At 62.6% G+C, this 26,156-nt stretch carries 27 protein-coding genes; 8 read left to right on the top strand and 19 right to left on the bottom strand.

The window, feature by feature from the left end:
- The first annotated feature begins 136 nt into the window (after positions 1 to 136).
- Entirely contained in the window at positions 137 to 853 is a 717-nt protein-coding gene (locus EEB12_RS10930) for an IclR family transcriptional regulator (RefSeq protein WP_141487757.1), read from the top strand.
- A gap of 77 nt (positions 854 to 930) precedes the next feature.
- Here the strand turns inward: EEB12_RS10930 and EEB12_RS10925 are convergent, their stop codons facing one another.
- From EEB12_RS10925 to echA20, 4 genes are read right to left on the bottom strand one after another with little or no spacing between them, the layout of a single operon-like run.
- A complete protein-coding gene (locus EEB12_RS10925) occupies positions 931 to 1,992 on the bottom strand; it encodes an NAD(P)H-dependent flavin oxidoreductase (protein ID WP_019746967.1) in 1,062 nt (353 codons plus the stop codon).
- Positions 1,989 to 2,744: a CoA-transferase subunit beta gene (locus EEB12_RS10920; protein ID WP_019746968.1), complete on the bottom strand. Its 756-nt coding sequence runs from the start codon at positions 2,742 to 2,744 to the stop codon at positions 1,989 to 1,991. The genes EEB12_RS10925 and EEB12_RS10920 overlap by 4 nt, the downstream gene beginning before the upstream one ends.
- Positions 2,741 to 3,649: a cholesterol ring-cleaving hydrolase subunit IpdA gene (gene ipdA / locus EEB12_RS10915; protein WP_141487756.1), complete on the bottom strand. Its 909-nt coding sequence runs from the start codon at positions 3,647 to 3,649 to the stop codon at positions 2,741 to 2,743. The genes EEB12_RS10920 and ipdA overlap by 4 nt, the downstream gene beginning before the upstream one ends.
- A gap of 7 nt (positions 3,650 to 3,656) precedes the next feature.
- Positions 3,657 to 4,433 (bottom strand): (7aS)-7a-methyl-1,5-dioxo-2,3,5,6,7,7a-hexahydro-1H-indene-carboxyl-CoA hydrolase, encoded by a 777-nt coding sequence (gene echA20 / locus EEB12_RS10910; protein WP_003945611.1) that lies wholly within the window; start codon positions 4,431 to 4,433, stop codon positions 3,657 to 3,659.
- Positions 4,434 to 4,535: 102 nt separating this feature from the next.
- On the opposite strand from echA20, the gene EEB12_RS10905 reads away from it, so the two are divergent.
- Positions 4,536 to 5,450, top strand: coding sequence for an SDR family oxidoreductase (locus tag EEB12_RS10905; RefSeq protein WP_020906294.1), 915 nt, complete (start codon positions 4,536 to 4,538; stop codon positions 5,448 to 5,450).
- 67 nt (positions 5,451 to 5,517) lie between these two features.
- Here the strand turns inward: EEB12_RS10905 and EEB12_RS10900 are convergent, their stop codons facing one another.
- From EEB12_RS10900 to EEB12_RS10885, 4 genes are all read right to left on the bottom strand, one after another.
- On the bottom strand, positions 5,518 to 6,189 hold the full coding sequence (locus tag EEB12_RS10900; protein ID WP_019746972.1) for a GNAT family N-acetyltransferase: 672 nt from the start codon (positions 6,187 to 6,189) through the stop codon (positions 5,518 to 5,520).
- Between the two features lie 94 nt (positions 6,190 to 6,283).
- A complete protein-coding gene (locus tag EEB12_RS10895) occupies positions 6,284 to 6,697 on the bottom strand; it encodes a hypothetical protein (RefSeq protein ID WP_021342917.1) in 414 nt (137 codons plus the stop codon).
- 57 nt (positions 6,698 to 6,754) lie between these two features.
- Positions 6,755 to 7,243, bottom strand: coding sequence for a nitroreductase family deazaflavin-dependent oxidoreductase (locus tag EEB12_RS10890; RefSeq protein WP_030534715.1), 489 nt, complete (start codon positions 7,241 to 7,243; stop codon positions 6,755 to 6,757).
- Position 7,244: 1 nt separating this feature from the next.
- Positions 7,245 to 8,408 (bottom strand): steroid 3-ketoacyl-CoA thiolase, encoded by a 1,164-nt coding sequence (locus tag EEB12_RS10885; RefSeq protein ID WP_046377965.1) that lies wholly within the window; start codon positions 8,406 to 8,408, stop codon positions 7,245 to 7,247.
- Positions 8,409 to 8,582: 174 nt separating this feature from the next.
- Between EEB12_RS10885 and EEB12_RS10880 the strand changes: the two genes are divergently transcribed.
- Positions 8,583 to 9,833, top strand: a complete 1,251-nt coding sequence (locus tag EEB12_RS10880) for a cytochrome P450 (protein WP_003945573.1) — start codon at positions 8,583 to 8,585, stop codon at positions 9,831 to 9,833.
- A 194-nt stretch (positions 9,834 to 10,027) separates the two neighbouring features.
- Here EEB12_RS10880 and EEB12_RS10875 read toward each other — a convergent pair whose 3' ends face one another.
- The 6 genes from EEB12_RS10875 to EEB12_RS10850 all read right to left on the bottom strand — a co-directional run bounded on the left by EEB12_RS10875 (position 10,028) and on the right by EEB12_RS10850 (position 15,140).
- Entirely contained in the window at positions 10,028 to 10,408 is a 381-nt protein-coding gene (locus tag EEB12_RS10875; protein WP_181447624.1) for a VOC family protein, read from the bottom strand.
- A gap of 173 nt (positions 10,409 to 10,581) precedes the next feature.
- Positions 10,582 to 10,992, bottom strand: a complete 411-nt coding sequence (locus EEB12_RS10870) for a nuclear transport factor 2 family protein (protein WP_019746977.1) — start codon at positions 10,990 to 10,992, stop codon at positions 10,582 to 10,584.
- Between the two features lie 9 nt (positions 10,993 to 11,001).
- On the bottom strand, positions 11,002 to 11,865 hold the full coding sequence (locus EEB12_RS10865) for a TIGR03619 family F420-dependent LLM class oxidoreductase (protein ID WP_019746978.1): 864 nt from the start codon (positions 11,863 to 11,865) through the stop codon (positions 11,002 to 11,004).
- 35 nt (positions 11,866 to 11,900) lie between these two features.
- Positions 11,901 to 13,082 (bottom strand): thiolase domain-containing protein, encoded by a 1,182-nt coding sequence (locus EEB12_RS10860; protein ID WP_021342919.1) that lies wholly within the window; start codon positions 13,080 to 13,082, stop codon positions 11,901 to 11,903.
- Positions 13,082 to 14,152, bottom strand: coding sequence for a thiolase domain-containing protein (locus tag EEB12_RS10855; protein WP_003945801.1), 1,071 nt, complete (start codon positions 14,150 to 14,152; stop codon positions 13,082 to 13,084). Before EEB12_RS10855 ends, EEB12_RS10860 begins: the two co-directional genes overlap by 1 nt.
- Before the next feature lie 10 nt (positions 14,153 to 14,162).
- Positions 14,163 to 15,140 (bottom strand): Zn-ribbon domain-containing OB-fold protein, encoded by a 978-nt coding sequence (locus EEB12_RS10850; protein ID WP_019746979.1) that lies wholly within the window; start codon positions 15,138 to 15,140, stop codon positions 14,163 to 14,165.
- A gap of 73 nt (positions 15,141 to 15,213) precedes the next feature.
- On the opposite strand from EEB12_RS10850, the gene EEB12_RS10845 reads away from it, so the two are divergent.
- Both EEB12_RS10845 and EEB12_RS10840 read left to right on the top strand, forming a co-directional pair.
- Complete coding sequence (locus tag EEB12_RS10845; RefSeq protein WP_021342922.1) at positions 15,214 to 16,251, top strand: LLM class F420-dependent oxidoreductase; 1,038 nt, start codon at positions 15,214 to 15,216, stop codon at positions 16,249 to 16,251.
- A gap of 174 nt (positions 16,252 to 16,425) precedes the next feature.
- Positions 16,426 to 17,400: a hypothetical protein gene (locus tag EEB12_RS10840; RefSeq protein WP_141487754.1), complete on the top strand. Its 975-nt coding sequence runs from the start codon at positions 16,426 to 16,428 to the stop codon at positions 17,398 to 17,400.
- Positions 17,401 to 17,525: 125 nt separating this feature from the next.
- On the opposite strand, the gene EEB12_RS10835 is transcribed toward EEB12_RS10840, so the two are convergent.
- Complete coding sequence (locus tag EEB12_RS10835) at positions 17,526 to 18,350, bottom strand: crotonase/enoyl-CoA hydratase family protein (RefSeq protein WP_007734275.1); 825 nt, start codon at positions 18,348 to 18,350, stop codon at positions 17,526 to 17,528.
- A 79-nt stretch (positions 18,351 to 18,429) separates the two neighbouring features.
- On the opposite strand from EEB12_RS10835, the gene EEB12_RS10830 reads away from it, so the two are divergent.
- Positions 18,430 to 20,103, top strand: coding sequence for an acyl-CoA synthetase (locus tag EEB12_RS10830; RefSeq protein WP_070386329.1), 1,674 nt, complete (start codon positions 18,430 to 18,432; stop codon positions 20,101 to 20,103).
- Positions 20,103 to 21,218 carry an NAD(P)H-dependent flavin oxidoreductase gene (locus EEB12_RS10825; RefSeq protein ID WP_003945863.1) on the top strand — a complete coding sequence of 372 codons (1,116 nt, stop codon included), beginning with the start codon at positions 20,103 to 20,105 and terminating at the stop codon, positions 21,216 to 21,218. The genes EEB12_RS10830 and EEB12_RS10825 overlap by 1 nt, the downstream gene beginning before the upstream one ends.
- A gap of 55 nt (positions 21,219 to 21,273) precedes the next feature.
- Here EEB12_RS10825 and EEB12_RS30475 read toward each other — a convergent pair whose 3' ends face one another.
- From EEB12_RS30475 to EEB12_RS10810, 4 genes are all read right to left on the bottom strand, one after another.
- Positions 21,274 to 21,429 (bottom strand): hypothetical protein, encoded by a 156-nt coding sequence (locus EEB12_RS30475; RefSeq protein ID WP_019746984.1) that lies wholly within the window; start codon positions 21,427 to 21,429, stop codon positions 21,274 to 21,276.
- A gap of 160 nt (positions 21,430 to 21,589) precedes the next feature.
- Entirely contained in the window at positions 21,590 to 23,221 is a 1,632-nt protein-coding gene (locus EEB12_RS10820; protein ID WP_141487753.1) for a long-chain-fatty-acid--CoA ligase, read from the bottom strand.
- A gap of 61 nt (positions 23,222 to 23,282) precedes the next feature.
- Entirely contained in the window at positions 23,283 to 24,404 is a 1,122-nt protein-coding gene (locus EEB12_RS10815) for an acyl-CoA dehydrogenase family protein (protein ID WP_020968503.1), read from the bottom strand.
- A 12-nt stretch (positions 24,405 to 24,416) separates the two neighbouring features.
- Complete coding sequence (locus EEB12_RS10810; protein WP_003945878.1) at positions 24,417 to 25,598, bottom strand: acyl-CoA dehydrogenase family protein; 1,182 nt, start codon at positions 25,596 to 25,598, stop codon at positions 24,417 to 24,419.
- 265 nt (positions 25,599 to 25,863) lie between these two features.
- On the opposite strand from EEB12_RS10810, the gene EEB12_RS10805 reads away from it, so the two are divergent.
- Complete coding sequence (locus EEB12_RS10805) at positions 25,864 to 26,055, top strand: ferredoxin (protein WP_007734330.1); 192 nt, start codon at positions 25,864 to 25,866, stop codon at positions 26,053 to 26,055.
- Positions 26,056 to 26,156: the final 101 nt, after the last annotated feature.

Raw genomic sequence — 26,156 nt, 5'->3', positions numbered from 1 at the left:
GAGTGGCCAGGCAGGTTTGTCTCCCGCACGGTGGGAAACGCCCTGGCGGTTCGTCCGGTGAAGGCCCAGATTTGCAGTCAGCAGAGCACGCCCAGCGCTGTCCTCTCGACGGGCGGATCACCGAAACGGAGACGCCATGTCGGTCGGACCGATCACAGAAGAGCCCATCCCTATATCAACCCTCGACAGGTTGGCGATGGTAGTGGATTGCTTTCGTGACACGCCGCGGTTGACGCTGGGCGAGGTGGCCCGTCGAACCGGGATTCCGCGATCGTCCGTGCACAGGATGCTTCTGAAGCTAGTGAGGATGGATTGGCTTCGCAGAGAAGGCCTCAAGTACGAAATCGGCGACAAACTCGGCGATCTTGGGGCAATCTCGTTGTATCGAAACAAGTTCGAGAGGGTGGTGGTGCCGTTGTTGTACAACCTGCACCTCGTCACCAATCAGGCCGTACATCTCGGGGTCCTCGAGGGAAGCAACGTGCGATACCTTCAGAAGATCGGCAGCCAGGCGATACCTGACCTCCAGACAGGCGTCGGCTCTCGCATCCCGGCGCGATCCTCGGCAATCGGCAAGGCACTCTTGGCAGCGGGCCGCCGTTCGACGGTCGCGCAACATTCCGCAATAGCCAACCATCGGTACGGCGTCGTATTCGGTACGTGTACTTCGGGTCTCGGCTGCATCGGTGTGAGGGTGGGTGCGCTGGGCGAAGCGGAAGTCGGTCTGTCGATCAGCGGCCCACTCGTTCGAGGCAAGATCGACGATCGACACGTTGCACCGGTACAGATGGCCGCGGTGGCAATCTCCCAGTATTTCGAGGTGCCGGGTGGTCGTCACCAGCAGACCGGTTAGCTCGGCAATGCGCAGAGTGCGCCTCCTCCGACTCCGCGTAAAGCGCAGTGGGGGAGACGCACTCGGATGAATCTGCGTCAGCGAAGAGCCGCAAGCGCGTCGATACGCTTGGCCGCGTCCTCCATGATGTTCTCGATCAGTTCCTTGCAGCTGGGCAGATCGTTGATCATTCCGACAACCTGACCCGAGGCAAGCACGCCGGCTTCCGTATTGCCCTCGACCAGACCGGCCTTGAGCAACATCGGGGTATTCGCCGCCATGATGATTTGCATCAGCGTGCGGTCACCCGAGCGCTTCATTGCGAGGCCGTCCTTGGCGAGCGTCGACCACTTCATACCTGTCATTGCCTTGAACTTGGTGGCGTTCTTGGCAGCAGCGATCAAACCGGTTGCATAGCTGGAACCTTCGAGGCTGTTGACCAGGTCGGTGTTGAGCACACGATGAGGCATGCCGTCGACCTTGCGTGAGACCGTCGTATCCGTCAGTCCTCGCTTGAGGTATTCCTGCTTGACGGAGTCCGGCACCGAAGAGTCACTGGTGAGCAAGAAACGCGTCCCCATGGCGACACCGGCAGCGCCGTACGCCAACGCTGCGGCCAGCCCGCGGCCGTCGAAGAATCCGCCACCGGCGATGACCGGAATATCGACCGCGTCGAGAACCGAGGGAAGAAGCAATGTCGTTGCCACACCGCCGGTGTGACCACCACCTTCGCCGCCCTGGACGATGACGGCGTCCGCGCCCCAAGATGCAACCTTGACCGCATGCTTCGCGGCACCGATCGACGGTACGACGACGATGCCGTGGTCCTTGAGCTTGGCGATCAGTTCCTTCTTGGGAGCCAAGGCAAACGACGCGACCTTGACGCCCTCACGGATCAGCAGGTCCGCGCGCTGCGGCGCGTCGGTGGCGTCGGCACGCATGTTGACGCCGAACGGCTTGTCCGTGAGCTGCTTCGTCTTCTTGATCGCGTGCTCGAGCTCGTCGTAGGTCATCGTGGCCGAAGCCAGGATGCCGAGACCGCCCGCGTTGGCCGTCGCCGACGTCAGCGCGGGCCCGGAAACCCAGCCCATGCCTGTCTGCACGATCGGGTACTCGACACCGACCAGTTCGGTCAGTGCTGTCTTCAGAGTGGGGGTCATGCCGAGACCTCACGGTCCCGGAGGTTGCGCGGATCGAGGGTCTCGCGAATGAGGTGGAGTTCTTCGGCGGTGGGGTCACGGGTGATACCGGCCTCGGCGAGTCCGGCTACCTCGAACGAGGTGTTCTCGGCTACCTCTTCGGCGGTGACGCCGGGATGGAGGCTCAACGCGCGGAAGGTGTTTCCCGGTCCACCGAAGTCGAAGACACCGAGGTTGGTGACAACGCGTGGGATGTTCAGGTACTTGTATGCCGGGTTCTCGGGATCGATCTGGTCGTAGCCGACACCGCACACCACGTCGACCTTGTCGACGAACACTCGCTTGGAGTGCTTGGGGACGAAGTAGCTCGTCGCGTGGTTGATGGTGTTGCCCGGGGCGCCGCGCACACCGAACATCTGACGCGTCGGCTGCTGAAGCGGGCCGAAGGCGGAGAGGTTCTGGTTGCCGTGGCGATCGAGCTGATTGGCGCCCATGACTACGTGGCGACGGCCCGAAGCGACGACGTCGAACACCTTGCGGAAAGGCATCCATCCTTCGATGGGGCCCTTCGTTCCGACAGCCGGGGTGTCCTCGAGAATGAGGGCTTCACCATCGGTGATCAGCAGGTCGGGTTCGGTGGTGAGCCGAGCCAGGCGAGCGCCGATGGTGGACGACGTCGACATCGGGCTGGCCATGATTTCGCCTGCACCGGAGAAGATTTCAGCGCACGCGAGAACAACGTACTCTGCGCGGGTGACGGTGGATTCGCTCATTTTGCCTGCTCCCCTGCCTTTGATGAATCGGCAAACTTCTTTACTGCGGCTTGGTAATCCTCTTCGCTGCCGGAGAGGAAGGTGTCGATGAACGTCTGCCACGACTCGGGGGTCTTGGCGGCCTCGGCGTAGTGACGCTGGAACTTCTCGTCGCGGCCGTAGCTTTCGCCGGCCAACGTGAAGTGGGCACCGTTCGGGGCCTCGACGACGGCGTCGACCATCATGCGGTTGAGCAGAAGATTCTGCAGTGGAACGGATTTGACCAGTTCCTCGGTCTCGACGATGCGTTCGACGGAGACGTAACGCTTTTCGGCGGCCATGCAGTACAGGTCGTCGAAGTACGGGTCGACACCGTTGTACGCGGCATTGCCGTGCTTGTCACCGAGATTGAGGTGAACGAACGACGCATCGAGGTTGAGTGCAGGCATCGCGATCAAGGTCTCGGAACGGCCGTCGGCCTCTGGGTACGGGGAGGTGACGGTCTTGAGTTCGTCGCCCCAGAAGTTGCGAACGTCCGAACCCAGGCCTGCGCGGATCGGGAGGAAAGGGAGGCGAGCGGCAGCGGCTTCGAGGCCGCACTTGACCATTCCCTCGTCCATCTCGCGGACTTCGATCTCACCGGCGGTGCGTGCCTTGGCAAACCACGGATCGTAGAACGGTGCGGAGTCCAGGGACACGAAACCGTAGTACGCCTTCTTGACCTTGCCGGCCGAGCACAGCAGCCCGAGATCCGGTCCGCCGTAAGTGACCACGGTCAGGTCCTTGATGTCCGAACGCAGAATCGCACGCACGAAGGCCATCGGCTTGCGGCGAGATCCCCAGCCGCCCAAGCCGATCGTCATTCCGCTGCGGAGCTCGCCGACTACCTCGTCGAGCGACTTCGTCTTGTCACGCTTGCTAGCCATGTTTGTCTCAGCCTTCCTTCTGGGTTGCGTTCTCGCGCGGCTTGCCGGTGGCGACGAACTCGTCGCGGTGTTCGTCGGACACACCGAGGAGGTTGAGTTCGAAGGTGTAGCCCTGCTCGAGGCGGTAGCTGCCCTTGACGTCGACCGGGTCGATGCCGTTGATGGCTTCCTTGGCGCACCGGATGATGCGGGTGTCCTTCGCGGCGATCTTTGCGGCGATCTCGCGAGCGCACTCGTCGAGCTTCTCGCGCGGAACCACGTCGTAGACGCTGCCGAACTGTTTGAGTGTGTGGGCGTCGACGCTCTGTGCGGTGTAGTAGAGCGTGCGCATCATGTGCTGCGGCACCAGTCGTGAGAGGTGTGTGGCAGCGCCGAGTGCGCCGCGGTCGACCTCGGGGAGGGAGAAGATCGCGTCGTCGGAAGCGACGATCACGTCCGCGTTGCCGACCAGTCCGATGCCACCGCCGACACAGAATCCGTTGACGGCCACGACGACGGGTACAGCGCAGTCGTAGACGGCTGCGAAGGCCGCGGCGCAACCGCGGTTGGCGGCGACCAGTGCGTCGAATCCCTCGGTCGCCTGCATCTCCTTGATGTCGACGCCGGCGTTGAATCCGCGTCCCTCGGCTCGCAGGATCACCACGTGAGTGTTGAGATCCTTGCCCGCGTCGAGGATGGCGTCGGCAAGCTCGAACCATCCCTTGGACGGGATTGCATTGACCGGCGCGTAGTCGATGGTGACCGTGGTGATGCCGGTTCCGTCGGAGGAGGTGCTGATGCCCATATCGGGATTCCTTACGTCTGTGTACCAAACCAAGCGATTGCTTGGTAAGTTAGCACACAAGCGGAGCCGACAAGCCCGAGCAGAGTGCATTAGGAGACAAATATGAGTGGATTGGTCGACGGACGCGTAGTCATCATCACCGGGGCTGGTCGCGGGATCGGACGTGCGCATGCCTTGGCGTTTGCTGCCGAGGGCGCCAAGGTCGTCGTCAACGACATCGGTGCGGGTGCCGACGGTTCCGAGACCGGTGAGAGTCCGGCCGAGCAGGTTGTCGCGGAGATCATCGCCGCCGGTGGCCAAGCAGTGGTCAACGGAGACGACGTCGCCGACTGGGCGGGCGCCGAGAATCTGATCAAGACCGCGATCGACACCTTCGGTGGCCTGGACGTACTCGTGAACAACGCGGGCTTCCTGCGGGACCGCATGCTGGTCGGCATGAGCGAAGGCGAGTGGGACGCGGTGATTCGCGTGCACCTCAAGGGGCACTTCGCGCCGCTGCGTCACGCTGCTGCCTACTGGCGCGCTGAGGCCAAGGCAGGCAAGACCGTCGACGCACGCATCATCAACACCAGTTCGGGTGCAGGACTGCAAGGTTCGATCGGCCAGGGTAACTACGCTGCGGCGAAGGCCGGTATCGCCGAGATGACCATCCAGGCCGCAGCCGAGCTCAAGAATTACGGCGTCAGTGTCAACGCGATCGCGCCTGCTGCGCGCACGCGCATGACCGTCGGCGCGGGTGGGGCGATGGCCGAGTCGATGGCAGCTCCCGAGGAGGGCTTCGATGCCATGGCGCCCGAGAACATCTCGCCGCTGGTCGTCTGGCTCGGTAGCGCCGAGTCCAAGGACGTCACGGGGCGGGTGTTCGAGGTCGAGGGCGGAAAGATCACCGTCGCGGAGGGCTGGCGTCACGGCCCGAGCGAGGACAAGGGTGACCGTTGGGACCCGAAGGAGATCGGGCCCGTCGTGGCAACGCTGTTGGAGAAGGCGGAGATTCCGACGCCGGTGTACGGAGCGTAGGGCCTCCGGCCCCGTGAGTGGTTAAGGAGTGCAGGGACTCCTTAACCACTCACAGGTGGTGTGCCGCCTACGCAGGCGCCCGAACCACCAACACGGTGCCGGGGAACTCTGCGGCGAGCTCGCGCCGAGAATGCTTCACGCAGGCTGTGCCGTAGCCCTTCTTGCGAGATTCCGGCGCGATCCAGATCGCCACGTTGACCTCTTGGCCGTCGAGTTCGCCGAATACCAGGCCGACGCTCTTCGAGCCGTCACCGGAGACGTCCTCGGCGACGAACCAGGCAGCGGTCTCGTCGTCGATCCGGCCGAGGCCACCGACGCGCTCAGCTTCGATCCGATCCTCGCTCCACGGCTTGCCGTCTTCGCCGAGCTGCTCGCCCGAACGAATCGTGAACAGCGACTTGTCTTCTGCGCTGTCGCTGAACGGACGCAGGGTGAAGTTCTGCCCGCTGCTCGCGGGACGATCGAGCGTCGTCCATTCGAGAGTGGCGTCGAGATTCTCCAGCTCGCCCTGGATGCGATCGCGCGCAGCCTTGGTGAGCGCACTGAACTTGAGGCTCAGAACTGCTTCGGCATTTGCTTCCGACGTGCCGAGGAGTTCCGCGACGGTGGTCAGTGCCTCCTGGTGGTCCTTGCTGTCGACCACTGCGTCCAGCACCTCGTGGCGACGCTCCAGCGCACGCACGAGGGCTGAGGTGATCTCGCGTCGGTCCAGGATTTGATCTTGAATATGCGTCGTCATATATGCGACTCCTTGCTGTGTTCGAGGCTCTGTCGAAACGCCGTGCGGACCGTACGAGTCAATAGTGCTCCAACTCGCTCGTTATGGCACGTGTTCAGCCTCCGGTGCGGCGAACGAGCCGTTCGTAGCGCTGGCGGGCAGCTTGAGTGCTGCCGAGCCCGAGTCCGAAGGCAATATCTTGCCAGGTCATGCCCCGTTCGCGGGCAATTCCGAGGAACAGTGCTTCCAGCTGTTCCATTTCGGCTCGGGCCTTGGGAATCAGAGTCAACGCAGCCATGACATCGGCGTCGTCGACCTCGGGTTCGTTCGGCTGCGGTGTGTCGGTGCCGCCGGCAAGACGAGCCACGACGCGCACCGCGCCGTAGGGCTCGAGCATCTCCGGATGAGATTGCCGCGCGCGCTGGCTTTGGGTCGCGCCGTGGCGCTCGCTGATCCGAAAGAGTCCGGCGTACTCGCGATGTGCGCGTTCGCGGCCGGAATCGATCGGTCTGAACTGGTCATCGGTCATGAACCCAGGCTGGCACGAACCCGGGCCGATGTAAACGTTTTGTTGTAAACAGTCCGTTTATTTCTTCAGCGGCTCGCACACGATGACGGGAATGACCCGGTCGGTCCAGGCCTGATAGTTGTCGAAATCCGGATACATCGCCGTCAACATCGGCCACAGCCGAGCGCGCTCGTCCTCGGTGGAGACGCGGGCTTTCATCGATCGGATCCGAGACTTGATCTGCACCGTCACCACCGGGTCCGCCTTGATGTTGAGGTACCACATCGGGTTCTTCGGAAGACCTCCTTGCGACGCCACCAGAATCACGTTCTCGCCGTCCTCGAGGAACAGCAACGGACTGATCCGCTCCTCGCCGGATTTGCGACCGGTGGTGGTGAGCAGGCAGATCGGCAGCCCGCGTGGGAACGCGCTGCCGACCCGCCACTTGCTACCCAGCCGCCCGTCGGTGGCGCGATACATGGCGACGTTTGCCTTCGACATCCACTTGATGATCTTGACCGTCGCCGGAGCGTCGAGTCCCTTGGGTTTAGCTGGGGGAGTAGTCATCTCAGATACGCTCGATGATGGTTCCGGTGGCCAGCGCGCCGCCGGCGCACATCGTGATCAGAGCCGTCGAGCCGTTGCGACGCTCGAGTTCGTGCAGTGCGGTGGTGATCAGTCGAGAGCCCGTGCTGCCGACCGGATGGCCGAGAGCGAGCGCGCCGCCGTTGACATTGACGTTGTCGAAGTCAGGTTCGTGAACCTGAGCCCAGGACAGTGCGACGGATGCGAATGCTTCGTTGATCTCGAACAGATCGAGGTCGCCGATCTTCATTCCGCTCTTCTCCAGGACACGGCTGGTTGCCTGCACCGGTCCGTCGAGGTGGAATTCCGGTTCCGAGCCGACCAGTGCCTGGGCGATGATGCGGGCTCGCGGCTTCAAGCCGAGTGCGCGGGCCTTGTCCTCGTCCATGAGCAGGACTGCGGCTGCGCCGTCGGAGATCTGGGAAGACGTTCCGGCCGTGTGAATCCCGCCTTCGAGGACTGGCTTCAAGCGCGCTAGGGACTCGGCCGTCGTATCGCGCAGGCCCTGATCGCGATTGACGAGCTTCGTCTCGCCCGTGAAGTTTCCTTCCTTGTCGACCTGGGGCGCCGAAAGTTCGAGAACCTCGCGGTCGAAACGCCCTTCCTCCCAGGCCTGCTTGGCCAGCGCCTGCGAGCGGACGCCGAGGGCTTCGATGTCGTCGCGGGTCAGTCCGCGTCGACGCGCGATGCGTTCCGCTGCTTCGAACTGGTTGGGCATGTCGATGTCCCACGTCGCAGGCCGACGCGGTCCGGCCTGATCGCCGACGTTGGCGCCGAGGGGAACCTGGCTCATGGCTTCGATGCCGCAGGCGATGCCGGCGTCGATGGCGCCGGTGGCAATCAGACCGGCGATCAGATGGTTCGCCTGCTGGGCCGAACCACACTGGCAGTCCACGGTGGTTGCGCCGGTCTGCCACGGAAGTCCGGCGTGCAGCCAAGCCGTGCGCGTGATGTTGTTGGACTGAGCGCCGGCCTGGGTGACGCAGCCGCCGATCACCTGCTCGATCAGCAACGGGTCGATTCCCGACCGGTCGAGAACGCCCTTTTGTGCCGCTCCGAGGATCTCGGCGGCGTGCAGACCGGCGAGCCAACCTCCGCGCTTGCCGATCGGTGTACGGACAGCCTCGACGATTACTGGTGTGCCCACAGCGGGCTCCTTTCCTTGTAATGAAAAAGTAGAACAGGTTCTCTGCGGGAAGCAAGACCTGTCGACGTTTCCTTTCCTAGTAAGCAGGCTTGTGTTTCAATGAGAGTAGAACGTGTTACACATCACGGATCCCCATCACCCCTGTGATGAAAAGGCTTAGGGCAGGAGACATCAGTGGCACAGCCCGCATTCCCCGAGGGAATCGACTTCACGGACCCCGACATCTACGCGGAACGCATGCCGTTCGAGGAGTTCGCCGAACTCCGGAAGACGGCCCCCGTGTGGTGGAATCCGCAGCCCCCGGAAATCGGTGGATTCCAGGACGAGGGCTTCTGGGTGGTCACCCGTCATGAAGAGGTCAAGGAGGTCTCGCAGCGAAGCGACATCTTCTCGACCCACGAGAACACTGCGATTCCTCGCTTCGCCGACGACATCCCGCGCGAGAACGTCGAGATGCAGCGATTCATCCTCATCAACAAGGACGCTCCGGAGCACACCAAGCTTCGCAAGCTGGTTTCGCGTGGATTCACCCCGCGAGCCATCAACAGCCTGCGCGAAGAACTGACCGAGCGCGCCGAAAAGATCGTCAAGACTGCGGCTGCCGGTGGTGCCGGAGACTTCGTGGTTCAGGTCGCGTCCGAACTTCCGCTGCAGGCAATCGCCGAGCTTCTCGGTGTGCCGCAGGAAGATCGAATGAAGCTCTTCGACTGGTCCAACCAGATGACGTCCTACGACGACCCCGAGTTCGACATCGATCCGCAGGCAGCGTCGATGGAGATTCTGGGATACGCGTACCAGATGGCGGATCAGCGCAAGAAGTGTCCCGCCGATGACATCGTCACCAAGCTCATCGAAGCTGACATCGACGGAAATGAGCTCTCCCCAGAGGAATTCGGCTTCTTCGTGATTCTGCTTGCGGTCGCGGGTAACGAGACCACTCGCAATGCCATCACACACGGCATGGTTGCCTTCCTCGACAATCCCGACCAGTGGGAGCTGTACAAGAAGGAACGCCCGAAGACTGCGGCCGACGAGATCGTTCGTTGGGCCACCCCGGTGACCTCTTTCCAGCGGACCGCGCTCGAAGACACCGAACTCGGGGGACAGAAGATCAAGAAGGGCGATCGCGTTGTGATGATGTACGCGTCGGCCAACTTCGACGAAGACGTCTTCGAGAACCCCACGAAGTTCGACATCATGCGTGACCCCAATCCGCACCTCGGATTCGGCGGCACGGGTGCGCACTTCTGCATCGGCGCCAACTTGGCTCGTCTCGAAATCGATCTGATCTTCAACGCGATCGCCGATCACCTACCCGACATCACCAGGCTCGGCGATCCCCGTCGCCTGCGCTCGGGCTGGCTCAACGGCATCAAAGAGTTTCAGGTTGATTACAAGACATCGGGCTGCCCGGTCAAACACTGATCCGGACATATACTGACCTGGTAACCGGCGAGTAGGTTCTGTGTAGGTTTTCGGGAGTTGCCTCTGCACTCTCGAACACGCAGAACTACAGTAGACGTTCCGGGGGGCCACTAGTTGGCAACCTGGAACTGCGGCGGCGTCTGCGGGATCCCTCATCTCCCGTAGGCGCCGCCGTTTGTAGTTCAATCTCTAATTCAGCCGCCGTATGGTTTGGTGATCGCTTCCAGGAAATGTCCCGACGGGTCGAGGAAGTAGACCCCACGCCCACCGTCGTTGGTGTTGAATCCGGTACTCGACTGGCGCGGATCGGCCCAGTGATCAAGTTTCAACGCCTGTATCCGCTGGTAGATGCCGTCGAAGTCATCTTCGGAGACGAGGAAAGCGTAGTGCTGAGACGCAACCTCGGCGCCCTCTTCCGCCTGTGCGAAGTCCAGTGTCACGCCGTGCTCGAGTTCGACGCCGAGAAAGTAGCCGGCTTCGACCGGGCCTGGCAGACCGAACATGTGAGTGAAGAACCACGCAGACTCTTGTCGGTCTTTTGCGGCGATGATGGTGTGGTTGAACGAAATGGTCATGAGTGACCCCTTGCAGTACGACGCCTCCATGCCTGACGCAGTCCGTCATCGACACGCGACGTTGGGAACCAGGAAACCATTTCGAGGTTCTTGGTGCAAGTACGACAGGCTGATTCGAATACGACGAGAGCGGCCCCGGTCGATGACCGGGGCCGCTCTCGTACTGTGGGTTCTCAGGCTTTGCGTGCCGTCTTCATCGCACGGTCCACTTCCCAGAATGCTCGAAGTGACGCGATCTTGCCTGCGTCGTTCACGCGATAGACGAACACGCCCTCGGCGTCGATGATCGAGCCGCCGATGGTGGTCCGGATCTTGCCGATGTTGACGTTCTCGTTGCCGCACACCAGTGAATCGTCGATCAGAAACTCGAGCTTGTCCGCGGTCGCGATCGTCATGTCGTAGAACTTGGAGATCGCTTCGCGTCCGTGATGGCCTTTGCCCTCGGGATCGAATCCCGACGGCCCGACCGGATCCTCCACCCAACCGTCCTCGGCGAAGAGGTCCAGCCAGGCTTCCTTGTTCTTGCCACTCGCTGCGGCGCGCGAAGCGTTACCCGCGACGCGGGCGGGGTGTTCGTCAGTCATCGCGACTCCTCAGTTGATGTACTGCTCGGCGAACTTACGCATCGAATCCTGCTTTGCCTCCAGCGGGGCATCGAAGCCGATTCCGTCGAAAACCCAAGGTACGGTGATGATGTCCGTGACGCCGGCATCTTCGAGTTCTGCGTAACCGTCCTTGCCGAAACGGTCGATGCACACCGTCTGGATTTCGAACGGCTCGTTCTCGCGGCCGTACTCGGCGCGCAGTTCGCGTAGTCGTGCGATCACACCCACCAGGTCGTCGAACTTGATCATCGCCGAGGTCCAACCGTCGCCGACTCGCGCAGCACGCTTGAGCGCCACCTCGGTGTGGCCGCCGACGTAGAACGGAACCGGCTTGGTGGGAGCCGGACTCATCTGCAGGCGATCGAAATCGAAGAACTCGCCGTGATACTCGACCATCCCGCCGCCGAGAATTAGTTTGAGAACGTCGATCATCTCGTCCACTCGGGCGCCGCGACGCTTGTACGGAGCGCCGCACCACTCGAACTCTTCAGGAGCCCAACCGATTCCGACACCGAAGCCGAAACGGTTGTTCGTCAATGCCGCTACAGATCCGACCTGCCGCGCGAGCAGGACCGGATTGCGGCTACCCAGCTTGAGCACCTGGGTGTAGAACTCGATCTTCTCGGTCACCGCGCCCATTGCAGCTGCGGCGATCAGCGGATCGACCCAGGGGGTCTCGGCATTCCACATCCGAGACCCGTCCGGGGTGTACGGGTAATCCGCCGCCTGCGTTTCCATGAAGAACAGTGAATCGGGGAGAGCGATCGACGAAAAGCCGCATTCCTCGGCCGTTTTGGCGATGCCGGCTAACTGGTCCAAGGGGTTCATGGCAACCCCGACGGTGTACTTCATCTTCGGCCTCTTCCTGATCGGCGTGTGTGCTGCTGTTACGTGGTGGGACGTTCGGAGCCGACGACCCACATCGAGAAGTACTGCGAGCCACCGCCGTAGGCATGGCCGAGAGCCTTGCGCGCGTCGGCCACCTGGTGATCGCCGGCGCGGTGCATGACCTGCATCGCCGACTCGGCGAAACGGATCATCCCCGAGGCACCGATCGGGTTGGAAGAGAGAACACCGCCCGAGGCATTGACCGGGAGCTTGCCACCGATCGCGGTTTCGCCGGCCTCGGTCAGCTTCCATCCCTGGCCTTCCTCCGCGAAACCGAGGTTCTCGAGCCACATCGGCTCGAACCACGAGAACGGGACATAGATTTCGGCGCAGTCGATTTCGTTGAGCGGATCGGTGATTCCCGCGGACTTCCACAGCGCGGCCGCGGCGTCACGGCCGGCCTGCGGATTGACCTGATCGCGTCCGGCATAGAAGGTCGGCTCGGTGCGCATGGACGTCGCGTGGATCCACGCGACCGAACGACCCTCGGCCTCGACCTGTGCGGCCGCTTCCTCGTTGCCGATCACCAGAGCGCACGCGCCGTCCGAGGACGGGCAGGTCTCGTCGTAGCGGATCGGATCCCAGAGCATCTGAGATGCCTGCACCGATTCGAAGGTGATGTCCGGCTGCCGCAGGTGCGCATACGGATTGAGGCTGCCGTTGAGCCGATCTTTCACCGCGACGAGGTAGCCGATGTGCTCCGGTGCGCCCGATCGACGAATGTACGAACGGACGTGCGGGGCGAAGTATCCACCGGCGCCGGCGCCAACAGGCATGTTGAACGGTACCGGTGTGGACAGCGCCCACATGGCGTTCGACTCGGACTGCTTCTCCCAGGAAACCGTCAGAACGCGCTTGTGGACACCGGATTTGACCAGGCTGGAGGCGACGATAGCCGTCGAACCACCCACCGAGCCGGCAGTGTGAACACGCAGCAACGGCTTTCCGTTGGCGCCAAGAGCATCCGACATGGCGAGTTCGGGCATCATCGAACCCTCGAACAGGTCGGGGGCCTTTCCGATGACGACGGCGTCGATGTCGTCCCAGCCGACGTTGGCGTCGAGCATCGCGGCGTCGATGGCTTCACGAACCAAGCCCGCCATCGAGACATCATGACGCTTTGCGACGTAGTGAGTTTGGCCGGTGCCGAGCACGGCCGCGAGTTGAGGCGTTCCGGCCATCAGTTCCGTCCCTCCAAGACTGCTACCAGGTTCTGCTGCAGCACAGGGCCGCTTGTTGCATGGGCCAGAGCGCGATTCGCCTGACCGTCGAAGATTGCCTTGGCGGCGTGGCCGATTCGTTCCAGACCACCGGCGAACAGTGGGTTGCCGCTGAGTGGACCGCCGGACGGGTTGATCGTGGTGGCGTCGGTCAGGCCGATCGCTTCCTTCAAGATCAATTCCTGGTGAGTGAACGGCGCGTGCAGCTCGGCGACGTCGATGTTGCCGACCTCGCCGCCTGTTGCCGCCTTGGCTGCCGACGTTGTGGACGGCGACGTGGTCAGGTCACGTGCACCCAGGTTGGGGGAGTCGATGCGATGCTCGAGTCCGGTGATCCACGCCGGCCGCTCGCAGAGATCGCGGGCGCGGTTACCCGAGGCCAGGACGATTGCTGCCGCACCATCGGTGATGGGCGCACAATCGTGTGCGCGCAACGGATCTGCGAGGAACGGGCTGGCGAGTAGTGCCTCGATGTCGACCTCGCCTGCGAGCTGAGCCTTCGGATTACTCAGCGCGTGACGACGGCTACGAGCGGCAACCTCCGCCATGTCCTCTTGCGTCCACTTACCCGCGTCGAGTCCGAGTCGGGCTTGAAGTCCGGCGATCGAGACGGAGTCCGGCCACAGCGGAGTGACGAGGTACGGATCGAGCTGCATGGACAGGATCTTGCGCAGGTGCCCGGCGGAGGATTTGCCGAAGCCGTACACCAGCGCGGTCTCGACCTCGCCGGTCAAGATCTTGATCCACGCTTCGTAGAAGGCCCACGCAGCATCCATCTCGACGTGAGATTCGTTGATCGGCGGGACCGCTCCGATGGAGTCGATGGCCGAGATGAAGGAGAACGCTCGTCCGGCCAGGTAATCGGAAGATCCGGAGCACCAGAAGCCGATGTCGGACTTGGTGATTCCCAGATCGCTGTAGAGCTGCTGGAAGCACGGGACGAGCATCTCGACGCCGTTGGTGGTGCCGTTGGTTTCGCGGACGTGGGGTGCCTGAGCAAAGCCCACGACTGCGATGTCTGCAGAAGTCATTTCAGGAGCCTCACAGGTGGTGTTGGAAGGTGGAGTACTCGGCGTCGGGTTCACCTGTCGGCCGGAAGTATTCGATGTTCTCGAGGGTGTAACCCCACTCTTCGCGAGGCTTCCACTTGGCTTCGACGCGCATGCCCATGCGTACGTCCGCGGCATCACATTCGAGGATCAAGTGCAGGAACGGAATGTCGGCTCCGTCGAGAAGCACGTAGGCGGCCACGTAGGGCGGTTTGATTCGCTGCCCGAGGAACGGGACGTTGACGATGCAGAAGGTGGTGACAATTCCCTTGTCGGGCAGTTCGATCTGCTCGCTCGTCGGCTTCCCGTTGGTGGGATTCGCGCCGCGCGGTGGGATGTAGATCTTGTCTTCGGGTCCGCTGCGACCACCGATCAGTTTGCCTTCTGCGAGACCACGGAGGTAGAAACTCTCCTCGGCCGAGGCGGAATGCATGAAGTGCAGGTCGACAGGCGTCGTGATCATGGTGACAGGATCGGCGCTGGAATCGACTGTCGCGATTCCATTTTCGCTCTCACCTGGTTCGAAGCACTCGATGTCCTTGATCTGCCCGATCCGCTCCGACGCCCAGCGAGCACGGACCCGCAGGCCGGTGCTGATGTCGTCGGGGGAGTCGACGTCGACCGCGTGGAGCATGGACGTGTCCGCGCCGTCGAGCTTGATCAGGGCCCACGCGAAAGGCTTCGTCAGGGGTTGACCCTCGATGGGTTCGGGCATCCACGTCCAACTCACGACCGTTCCGCCGTCGGAGACTCCGACGAAGTCGGTCAGTGGTTCGGCCGTATCCGGATCGAATTCCGGTGGCGGCACGAAGACACGACCGTTCGACCCACGTGCGCCGATCACCTTGCGATCACGCAGGGCAGTCACGAACGCGCCGATGGTCGGTCCCGTCGATCTGGTGTAGTCGAAATGGAGATTCAATGGTGCGCTCAGGGGCTTGTCGGCCACCCCGCTCTTTCCGATGGTCACAAGATCGAGTAGAACAGGTTCTAGAGATTGTGGCAAGAGTCACTTCTGATCACCGGCAATGTGGAGGCCTGCGATGAAGCTTGGGTTGCAACTCGGATACTGGGGCGCACAGCCGCCGGCAAACGCCCCGGAACTGATCGAGGCCGCGGAAGGCGCGGGATTCGACGCGGTCTTCGCGGCGGAGTCGTGGGGCTCGGACGCCTTCACCCCGCTCGCCTGGTGGGGATCTCGGACCGAGAACGTCCGTCTCGGCACGTCCGTCGTACAGATTTCGGCGCGAACACCGACCAGCTGTGCCATGCACGCGCTCACTCTCGATCACCTAAACGGTGGGCGAACGATCCTCGGGCTCGGCGTATCCGGACCGCAGGTCGTCGAAGGTTGGTACGGCCAGCCATTCGAGAAGCCGCTCGCGCGCACCCGCGAATACGTCTCGATCGTGCGCCAGGTCCTCGCCCGTGAAGCGCCCGTCACCAGCCCCGGCCCCCACTACCCTCTGCCGTATGCGGGACCGGGCAGTTCGGGACTTGGCAAGCCGCTCAAGCCCATTACGCACCCGCTGCGTGCGGACATCCCGATCTGGCTCGGCGCCGAAGGGCCGAAGAACGTCGCGCTCGCCGGTGAAATCGCCGACGGGTGGCTGGCGATCTACTACACCCCACGCCTGGCCCCGATGTACAACAAGTGGCTCGACGAAGGCTTCGCTCGCGCCGGGGCCCGTCGTAGTCGCGAAGACTTCGAGGTGGCCGCCACGTGCCAGGTCATCGTGACCGACGATCGCGCCGGCGCCATCGCCGCGCTCAAGCCGATGACCGCCCTCTACGTCGGCGGAATGGGCGCCCCGGAGTTGAACTTTCACGCGCAGGTCTACAAGCGGATGGGCTACGAGAAGGAGGTCGACGAGATCGGTCGCCTCTTCATGTCGGGCCGCAAGGATGAAGCTGCTGCCGTTGTCCCCGACGAGATGGTCACCGAGACCATGATCATCGGCAACGTCGACGAGGTGCGCGCAGACGTGAAGCGTTGGGAGGAAGCCGGAGTCACGATGCTGCTGGTGACCTGCCGCGACGCCGACCATGTGCGAGAGCTCGCGGCCGCGGTGGGTGGTTGAGCGGGGCACCCCCTTTTTTTCGAGCGGGACCCCCCTTTTTTTCCGAGCGAAAGGCACGTTCAGCGCATCTGAGGCGCTCAACGCGCCTTTCGCTCGCCGAAAGTTATCCACAGGGCCGCCAAAACCCCAGGTCGCCGCCGGGGCCCGCGCTGCTACTCGAGTCATGCTGCAACCATGCGACGTGGAATGTGGGGCGATGATCTGGACGCGATCTACCGCGTCAGTCGAAGTGGAGTGATCCGAACGGCCGAGTTGGCGCGATTGGGCGTCTCCAACTCCGCCGTGCACACCCGGTGTCGAGCGGGCGGACCCTGGCAGCGCATATTGCCAGGAGTGATCCTGCTCCGAAATGGTCAACCGACGCCACGTCAACGATCGATCGCTGCGCTCATGTTGAGCGGTGACGAGTCTCTGCTGACGGGGCGATCTGCCATGTCGGAGTACGGATATCGGACGCACGCCGGGGATGTGCAGGTGCTCATCCCCATCGACCGTCGAGTTCAATCAGTTGGATTTGTCACGGTAGAGCGCACTATTCGACTGCCTGAGCCGGAGATTCGCAACGGACTGCGCTGTGCGCCGCTGCCGCGGGCATTACTCGACGCTGCGAGGCGGTGCAAGGCCCTCGATCCCACACGGGCACTCATTGCCGAGGTCGTTCAGCGTGGCGACGTCTCGGTGCGCGAACTTGCGAAGGAACTCAAGGCGGGTAGCAGTCGGGGTTCCGCGCTACCTCGGGTCGTGTTGCGCGAAGTGAACGCGAACGTCCACTCGGTTCCGGAGGTTCACGCGCGAAAACTGTGGCAGCGGAGCGGGCTGCCGGAAATGTTGTTCAACCATGAGATCCGGGATGCCGACGGAGACTTCATCGCAATTCCGGACGGATGGATCGATTCGGTTGCCTTCGCGTGGGACATCGACTCCTTGGAATGGCATGCCGCGCCGACGGACTACAAGCGCACGGTGGAACGCCGGACGCGTATGCAGAATGCGGGAATCATCGTGTTGCCGACGGTGCCCAGTGCACTGCGAACGGACCCTGATCGTGTGATCGAGGACCTGCGTGCGCACTACAGATTGGCGCAGTCACGTCCCCGGCCACAGGTGTTCGCGAGGTCGAGGTGGGTCAAATTGGACGAAACCGGCTGAGCGAAAGTGCCTTTCGGCGCACTGAAGGCGCCGAAAGGTACGTTCGCTCGAAAAGGGGGTGGGTGGGACCGAGAGGGGACGGGAAGGGGGGTGGGTCAGACAGGGGTGGGTCAGACAACCCTGACTCATACACCCTTGAACTGGGGCGCCCGCTTCTCACCGAAAGCCCGCGGGCCCTCCTTGGCGTCCGCGCTCATGAACACCTTCATGCCCAGCTGCGCGTCGATCTGGAAGGCCTCTTCCTCGTGCATGCCCTCGGTGTCGCGGATGGTCTTGAGAATCGCCTGCACGGCGAGGGGGCCGTTTGCACTGATCAGGTCCGCGAGCTCCAGCGCCTTGTCGAGGGCCTGACCGTCCGGGACGACGTGGCCGATGAGCCCGATCTCCTTGGCCTCCGGAGCCTTGATGTGACGGCCGGTGAGCAGGATGTCGGCTGCGATCGTGTACGGAATCTGTCGAACGAGACGCACCGCGGAACCGCCGAGCGGGAAGAGCCCCCACTTGGCTTCGGAGACGCCGAACTTGGCGCTCTCGCCCGCGACGCGGATGTCGGTGCCCTGCAGGATTTCGGTTCCGCCGGCGATGGCTGCACCCTCGACCGCAGCGATCAGCGGCTTGGTCAACCGGCGACCCTTGAGTAGACCTTCGATCTTGGACATGTCGACGCCGCCGCCCGCGAAGGAATCTCCCGGAGGCTTGGCGGACATGTTCTTGAGGTCGGCGCCGGCGCAGAAGTCGCCGCCAGCTCCGGTGAGGATCGCGACGCGGATTTCGGGGTCGTTGTCGACCTGATCCCAGGCGTCGACCATGATCGCCATCATTTCGCCGGTGATGGCGTTCTTACGCTCGGGGCGATTCATGGTCACGATGAGAACGTGGCCACGCTTCTCCACGAGGCAATGCGGCGCGGTTTCCGAAATGTCTGATTTTTCGGTCGTCGAAGTGGACACTGATGGCTCCTGGCGGGTCTGTGAGCTGGCTCTCAAATTGGGTCTTGCCAGAAACGGTAACACGTTCTACTTTGAACTCGTGGCCCTTAACATCGCAGACTTCGTAGAGCACGCAATCGACCTCGTTCCGGACCGCGTTGCGCTGGTCTCGGACAACCGCGAGATGACTTATGCGCAGTTGGAGGACCGAGCAAACCGCCTCGGTCACTACCTGCGTGAACATGGCGTTCAACCGGGTGACAAGGTCGGCATCTACTGCCGGAACGTCATCGAGGCGATCGAGGCCATGGTCGCCGTTTTCAAAATCCGGGCCGTGATGGTCAACATCAACTACCGGTACGTCGAGAACGAGTTGCAGTACATCTTCGACAACTCCGACATGGTTGCGCTCATTCACGAGCGCCGCTACTCGGACAAGGTCGCGAACGTCTTGCCGAACACTCCCAAGGTCAAGTCCGTCATCGTGGTCGAGGACGGCACCGATCTGGACTTCAGTGCTTTCGGCATCGGCTACGAGGACGCACTCGCGCAGAGTTCGGCTGAGCGTGATTTCGAAGAACGCAGCAACGACGACATCTTCATGCTCTACACCGGCGGCACCACCGGAAGTCCCAAGGGCGTCATGTGGCGCCACGAGGACTGGTGGCGTGTTCTCGGCGGCGGCATCAACTTCGTCACCGGAGTTCCGGTCGAGGACGAGTACGAGATGGCGAAGGTCGGCGCAGCCAACCCGAGCATGATCCGCTACCCGATTCCCCCGATGATTCACGGTGGTTCGCAGTCTGCGGTGTTCCACAGCCTCTTCGGCGGCGGAACCTGTTTGATGCACCCGGAATTCGACGCCCACGAGGTGTGGCAGAACATCGACAAGCACAAGGTCAACCTGATCTTCATCACGGGTGACGCGATGGGCCGTCCGATGCTCGACGCACTGATCGCCGGCAATCCGAAGACGGGTGAGCCGTACGATCTTTCGACGCTCTACGTGATGGCCAGCAGTGCTGCGCTCTTCTCGCCGAGCATCCAGGAGCAGTTCCTCGAACTGTTGCCCAACCGCCTGCTGACCGACTCCATCGGAGCATCCGAGACCGGCTTCGGCGGACTGGCCGTGCTGAGCAAGGGGCAGAAGCATACTGGCGGTCCGACGGTCAAGATCGACGCCTCCACAACGGTTCTCGACGACGACGGCAACGAGGTCGAACCCGGATCGGGCAAGCGCGGCATGCTCGCGCGCAAGGGCAACATCCCGCTCGGCTACTACAAGGACGAGGTCAAGACGGCCGAAACCTTCCGCACCATCAATGGCGTTCGCTACTCGATCCCCGGCGACTACGCTCAGGTCGAAGCCGACGGCACGGTCACGATGCTCGGCCGCGGTTCGGTGTCCATCAACAGCGGCGGCGAGAAGGTTTACCCGGAAGAGGTCGAGGGCGCGTTGAAGGCGCACCCGGACATCTTCGACGTGCTGGTGGTCGGTATCCCCGACGAGCGCTTCGGTCAGCGGGTTGCCGCAGTGGTTCAGGTACGTAAAGGCACGTCGCCGACGTTGCACGACATCGCCACCGCAGCGCGCAAAGAGATTGCCGGATACAAGGTTCCGCGCAGTGTGTGGTTCGTCGACCAGATCAAGCGCAATCCGGCCGGCAAGCCCGACTACCGCTGGGCGAAGGCCGAAACGGAATCGCGCGAGGCCGATGATCACAACGGAAACGGCGCTCCTGTGTCGTCCGCAAACGAAAGCGTGGAAGCCTGATGCGTTCGGATCTCGCCGACAAGTTCGGCATCGAATACCCGATCTTCGGATTCACTCCTTCCGAGCACGTCGCGGCCGCCATCAGTCGCGCGGGTGGTCTCGGTGTGCTCGGTTGTGTCCGGTTCAACGACCCGGAAGAACTCGAAGCCGCACTGACGTGGATGGACGAGAACACAGACGGTAAGCCGTACGGCGTCGACATCGTCATGCCGGCCAAGGTGCCGACAGAGGGCGGCGCCGTCGATCTCGACAAGCTGATTCCGGAGGAGCACCGCGCCTTCGTCAACCGCACGCTCGACGAGCTCGGTGTGCCGCCGCTTTCCGACGACGTCGAGCATGCGACCGGCGTACTGGGATGGCTTCACTCGGTGGCGCGGTCTCACGTCGATGTTGCTCTGGGACACCGGATCGCGTTGATTGCGAATGCACTGGGATCGCCGCCGAAGGACGTCATCGATCAGGCGCACGAGAAAGGCGTTCCGGTAGCAGCACTGGCCGGCGCAGTCGAGCATGCACGTCGTCATGTCGAGAATGGTGTCGACATCGTGATCGCACAGGGCTACGAGGCCGGCGGTCACACCGGCGAAATTGCGTCGATGGTTCTCGTTCCGGAAATTGTTGATGCGCTGGGCGATTCAGCTGCCGTACTGGCCGCCGGCGGTATCGGCAGCGGCCGTCAGGTGGCTGCTGCACTTGCACTCGGTGCGTCCGGAGTGTGGATGGGCTCGTACTGGCTCACCACATCCGAATACAAACTCGGCAGTGCATCGGGCGAAGGCCCTTCCGCTATTCAGCGTGCACTGTTGGGCGCGACGTCGGCCGACACCGTACGTTCGCGCATCTACTCGGGTAAGCCCGCTCGGTTGCTCAAGACCAAGTGGACGGAAGCCTGGTCGAACCCGGGAGCACCGGCGCCCTTGCCGATGCCGCTGCAGAACCTACTGGTCAGCGACGCTCATCAGAGAATCGCTGCATCGGAGAACCCGGAAGTTGTGGCAATGCCCGTCGGTCAGATCGTGGGACGGATGAACGAGATCCGACCGGTCGCCGAGGTCATGGCAGAGCTGGTGTCGGGGTTCGAGGACGCGCGAACCCGACTGGATTCGATGAAGTAGTAGATGACACGTACGTATGCCCTCGGCCGAGTTTCGGCCGAGGGCATACGTCGTTTCAGCCGGCGAGGTCGTCCGGTCCGACGCTGTCCGACAACCATTCTCCGCGGCTGAGAGCGCCGTCGTCGCGGCGACGTGCGATCACGAAAATGACCAGGGCGGCAGCGAGGACAACTGCGAGAACGCGCGAAGGCGTCAGGTTCGGGTTCTTCATACCCGTAATTTTGCCGGAAGAACGGGCGCGATGGTGAGACAGCGGAGCAAAATCACGGTATTTCGGATTGGCTGAGTTTCGGAATGGCGTTGACATCGCACAGTGGTGTGATGTCGACGAGCGTCGCAAACCGCTTGCTTAGCACTACTGAGATATCGGACTAGACCGGCTCTCGCGTCTTCTCGAGGCCGAGTGCCATTTCGGGAGTGAGTAATTGGAAGTCGGATTCTCCGCGCCGGCGGATCCACACCGGATCGGATGTGTTCCATCGTTCGGCGCTCTGCGTTCGAGTGACCACCTTGAACGTCGCCGTTCTCGGGAACTCACTGCACACGCGGATCAAGGTCGGTTTCTGCTTCGGCCCGAGTTCCGGCCGGGAATCGATGTATTCGGCTACGGCTGCCGGGTCGAAGTTGTCGACGTCGCCGACCGGAATCACCGACGCCATGACGCGGTCGCCGACATCGCTGTCGGGTACTGCGTACACGGACACCTGCGCGAAGCCCGGGTAACCGACGAGCGATCGTTCGATGGGTGCGGCGCCGATGTTCTCGCCGTCCACTCGTAGCCAACCGGAACTGCGTCCCGCGAAGTAGACGTAGCCGTCGACGTCGGTGTACGCCAGATCGCCACTCCAGTACTGGCCGTTGCGCATTCGCTCGGCGTCGGCTTCCGGGTTCTTGTAGTACCCGGCGAATGTGCCTGGGCCGGTGACGTTGACCAGTTCACCGGTTGCCTCGTCGGCATTGGTGATCCGGCCGTCAGCGTCGAAGACTGCAGGCGGGCATGGGGCTCCGGTCTCGGGATCGAGGATCTTGACTCCGTCCGGGAGAAGTCCGAGGGCGCCGGTCCTCGGCACCGGCGCCGCGGAAATCGAAATGCCGCCCTCGGTGGAACCGAACCCGTCGATGACGCGGGCATCGAAGCGCCGGATGAAGGTGGCGACGGCGGGCGCCGAACCCTCGTTGCCGTACATGATCTTCAAGGTGTTCTCCCGCTCGTTCGGCACCTCGGGGGTGGAAGCGATGAAGGACAACGGCTTTCCGACGTAGTTGGAGTACGTGATTCCGTACTTGTGAACGTCGGGCAGAAAGCCCGAAGCGGAGAACTTGCGGCGCATGGCAATTCCCGCACGAGCGTGCAGCGCGACCGTCCACGCCGCCATCATGGCGTTGGAATGGAACATGGGCATCGCCATGTAGACGACGTCGTCGGCGCCGAGCCCGAAACGATCGGCAAGCATGACTCCGGGAGAGGCCAACTTGTGGTGCGTGCACCGAACCGCTTTGGGATCACCGCTTGTTCCGGAAGTGAAAATGAGCATCAACAGATCATCGGGCTGCGCCGTCGACGCGTAGGCCGGCGTATCGGCGAAGGGCGCCAACAATTGCGTCCAGGCCGGAGAATCCACGTTGATCACCCGGACGTCACCGAGATCGACGTCGTCGAGTAGATGTGCCTGGTTGTTCTCGGTGAAGATGACCTGGCAGTCGGAGAGTTGGATGTCTCGCGCCAATGCCGGGCCGCGCCTGGTCGTGTTCAGGCCGGCAGCAACCGAACCCGAGAACGATGCTGCGCCGAGCAATAGTGAGAATTCGGGGACGTTCTCCATCAGAAGACCGAAATGCCGGGGGCGCGTTCGATCGAGCAGCGTGTCCAGCAGCGCTGCTCGATCGAACGAGCCTTGAATGTGCTCGCGCCAGGTGATGACCTGGTCCTCGAAACGGATACCGCGGTCGTCGATCTCGCTGACTCCGAGGAGTAGATCGGAAACAGTGGGGCTCTGACTCATAGCTGCATCATCATCGATTCGTCTCGGACCAGGTCATGGATTTCCACTCGGTGGGACGCACTCAGGCAGGAACTGCGGCAAGTTCCTTGCCCAGTGCGCGAAGCTGATCTGTTGCGTTGCCGAGCAGGAACTCGTGATGCTTGGCCGCGAGGAAGTAGCGGTGAACCGGATGGTCCTCGTCCAGACCAACGCCGCCGTGAACGTGAACAGCGGTGTGCCCGACGCGGTGTCCCGCATCTGCAGCCCAGAACTTGGCCGTCTGCACGGCCCCGTCGGACGGAAGTCCTTCGCTCAGACGCCACGCTGCGGCCCAGAGAGTCAGGCGCACGCCCTTGACGTCGATGTATCCGTCGGCGAGGCGCTGGGCCACGGCCTGGAAACTACCGATCGGACGGCCGAACTGTACACGCTCGGTGGCGTATTCGGCGGTCAGCTTCAGCGCTTGATCGAGCACCCCGTACTGGTAGGCGCTGGAACCGAGCTGAATTCGTTCGACGATCCATGCCGCGATGTCGGATCCTTGGGCAACCGAGCCGAGAACACGATCGGCCGGGATCTGCACCGAATCGAACTCGACCAGGGCCGCACTCGAGAAATCCGTGGTCGATTGCCTGGTAATGCTCACGCCCGCGTCCGACGGTTCGACGAGGAAGACCGCGACACCGTCCTCGGTGATGGCAGGGACGAGGAACAGATCTGCGAGCGGAGCACTGTCGACGGTGATCTTGGCTCCGTCGATGCGCCAACCATCGGCGGTCTTCTCGGCACGCGTGATCGGGTGTGCCGGGTCGTCGTTGTATTCCTCGGCGAGGGCCGCGGTGAGTATCTTCTCACCGGCAGCGGCAGCGCTTGCCCAGTCGTCGCGCTGCTTGTCCGAGCCGAATTCGGCTATCGCTGCGGCGGACCCGACGATGGACGTCAGGAACGGAACAGCTGCGACGCCGCGGCCGAGTTCGGCCAGGATGCTGCACTGCTCGAGGACACCGAATCCGTCGCCGCCCACCGATTCCGGAAGGGCCGCGCCGAGAACGCCGGCCGAAGCCAGTGCATTCCACAAGAGGGCATCGAAACGGTCTTCGGCGGCGTCGAGTTCACGAAGGCGGTCGTTGGTGACCAGTTCGGTGACGACGGATCGTGTCAGTCCGGACAGGTCCTGCTGGGCCTCGGTAAGGGTGAATTCCATGATCGTTGGTCCTTATCGCTTCGATGCGGGAAGCCGCAGAGCTGTCATTCCGATGATGTCGCGTTGCACTTCGTTGGTACCGCCGCCGAACGTCAGGATCAGCGAAGAACGATGCATGCGTTCGATGCGTCCACGTAGAAGAGCGCCGGGGGAGTTCTGCCTGATCGTGGCGGAGGATCCGAGGATCTCCATCAGCAAGCGGTAAGCCTCGGTGGCGAATTCGGTACCGAACACCTTGTTGGCCGACGCCGCTTCGGGACCGGGAGCGTGATCGGTTGCGGAGGCGATTTCCCAGTTCATCAACTTCAGGTACTCGGCCTTGGCATGCACGCGAGCCAGATTGATCTGCACCCATTCCTGGTCGATCATGCGTCGGCCGTCGGGCAGCTTGGTGTTCTGTGCCCACTCGCGGACCTCACGCTGCGCGGTCAGAATCGGTCCGGCCGAGGTGAGGGCAACACGCTCGTGGTTGAGCTGATTGGTGATCAGTGCCCAGCCGCCGTGTTCCTGGCCGACTATCGACGACGCCGGGACCCGTACGTCCTGGTAGTAAGTGGCGCTGGTGTCGGGGCCGGCCATGGTGTGAACCGGGGTGTAGGAGAAGCCTTCTGCGGTGGTCGGGACGATCAGCATGCTGATTCCCTTGTGCTTCTTGGCTTCCGGATCGGTGCGGCACGCCAACCACACGTAGTCGGCGTACTGGATCAGGCTCGTCCACATCTTCTGCCCGTTGATGACGTAATCGTCACCGTCACGGACGGCCGACGTGCGCAGAGACGCCAGGTCGGTGCCGGCCTCGGGCTCGGAGTAACCGATCGCGAAGTGGAGCTCACCGCGGGAGATCTTGGGCAGGAAGAAGGCCTTCTGCTCGTCCGTCCCGAAATGCATGATTGTCGGCGCTACGGAATTGATCGTCAGGAACGGCACGGGCGCACCGGCAATGGCAGCTTCGTCGGTGAAGATCAGCTGGTCCATCGCGGAGCGTTCCTGTCCGCCGTACTCTTTCGGCCAACCCAGCGTGAGCCAGCCGTCCTGGCCCATCTGCGCGACGACTTCGCGGTACACATTGCCTTCGCCGTACTCACCCGTCGTGGCAGCGAGTGCTTCACGCCGCTCGGGAGTCATCAGTTGTGCGAAGTAGGCACGCAACTCCTCCTGGAGCTGTTGCTGCTCAGGGGTGTAGGTGATGTGCATGGTTACCTCTCCATAGAGATACGAATCAAAGCGCCAACCATTCGATTGACACAGGTTCTATCGATGCGTACATCGGCGACAAGGGACGCTCTCGCCGTCTCCGGCGGATCGTTCGACGTCCGTTCTCGGTACTTTTTCGAATCATTGCACACGACTGAAACAGGTTCTAGTGTTATCGCCAGGAACGGTGTGCGGCACAGCCCTGCGGCACTCGTTTCGTATCCGTGTTCGCGCCAGTAGTAGTGAGTAGAGAAGAGGAATCGCCATGGAGGTCAGGGTTGATCTGGACCGTTGCGAGGCAAACGGTGTGTGCGTAGGGATCGCACCCGATATTTTCGACCTCGACGACAACGAGGAGCTCGTGATCAGTTCCGTGCGTCCGCCGGAGGATCGCTGGGAAGATGTCCGTTCCGCGATCGCTCAGTGCCCGCGTGCGGCGCTGACCGAACATCCGTGACGATGGTTGCCCAAAACAAGAACACGTTCTAAAGTTGCGAACTCGTGGGTCACGGCAATCGAGCCGGGTAACTCGACACACGACCGCAGAGAACCGGGAGA

Origin of the sequence: Rhodococcus sp. WS1 (genome assembly GCF_003797745.1) — a bacterium.
Taxonomy (GTDB): domain Bacteria; phylum Actinomycetota; class Actinomycetes; order Mycobacteriales; family Mycobacteriaceae; genus Rhodococcus_F; species Rhodococcus_F erythropolis.
The sequence above is the reverse complement of the archived record's forward strand: the minus strand, read 5'-3'. Positions and strand labels throughout refer to the sequence as shown.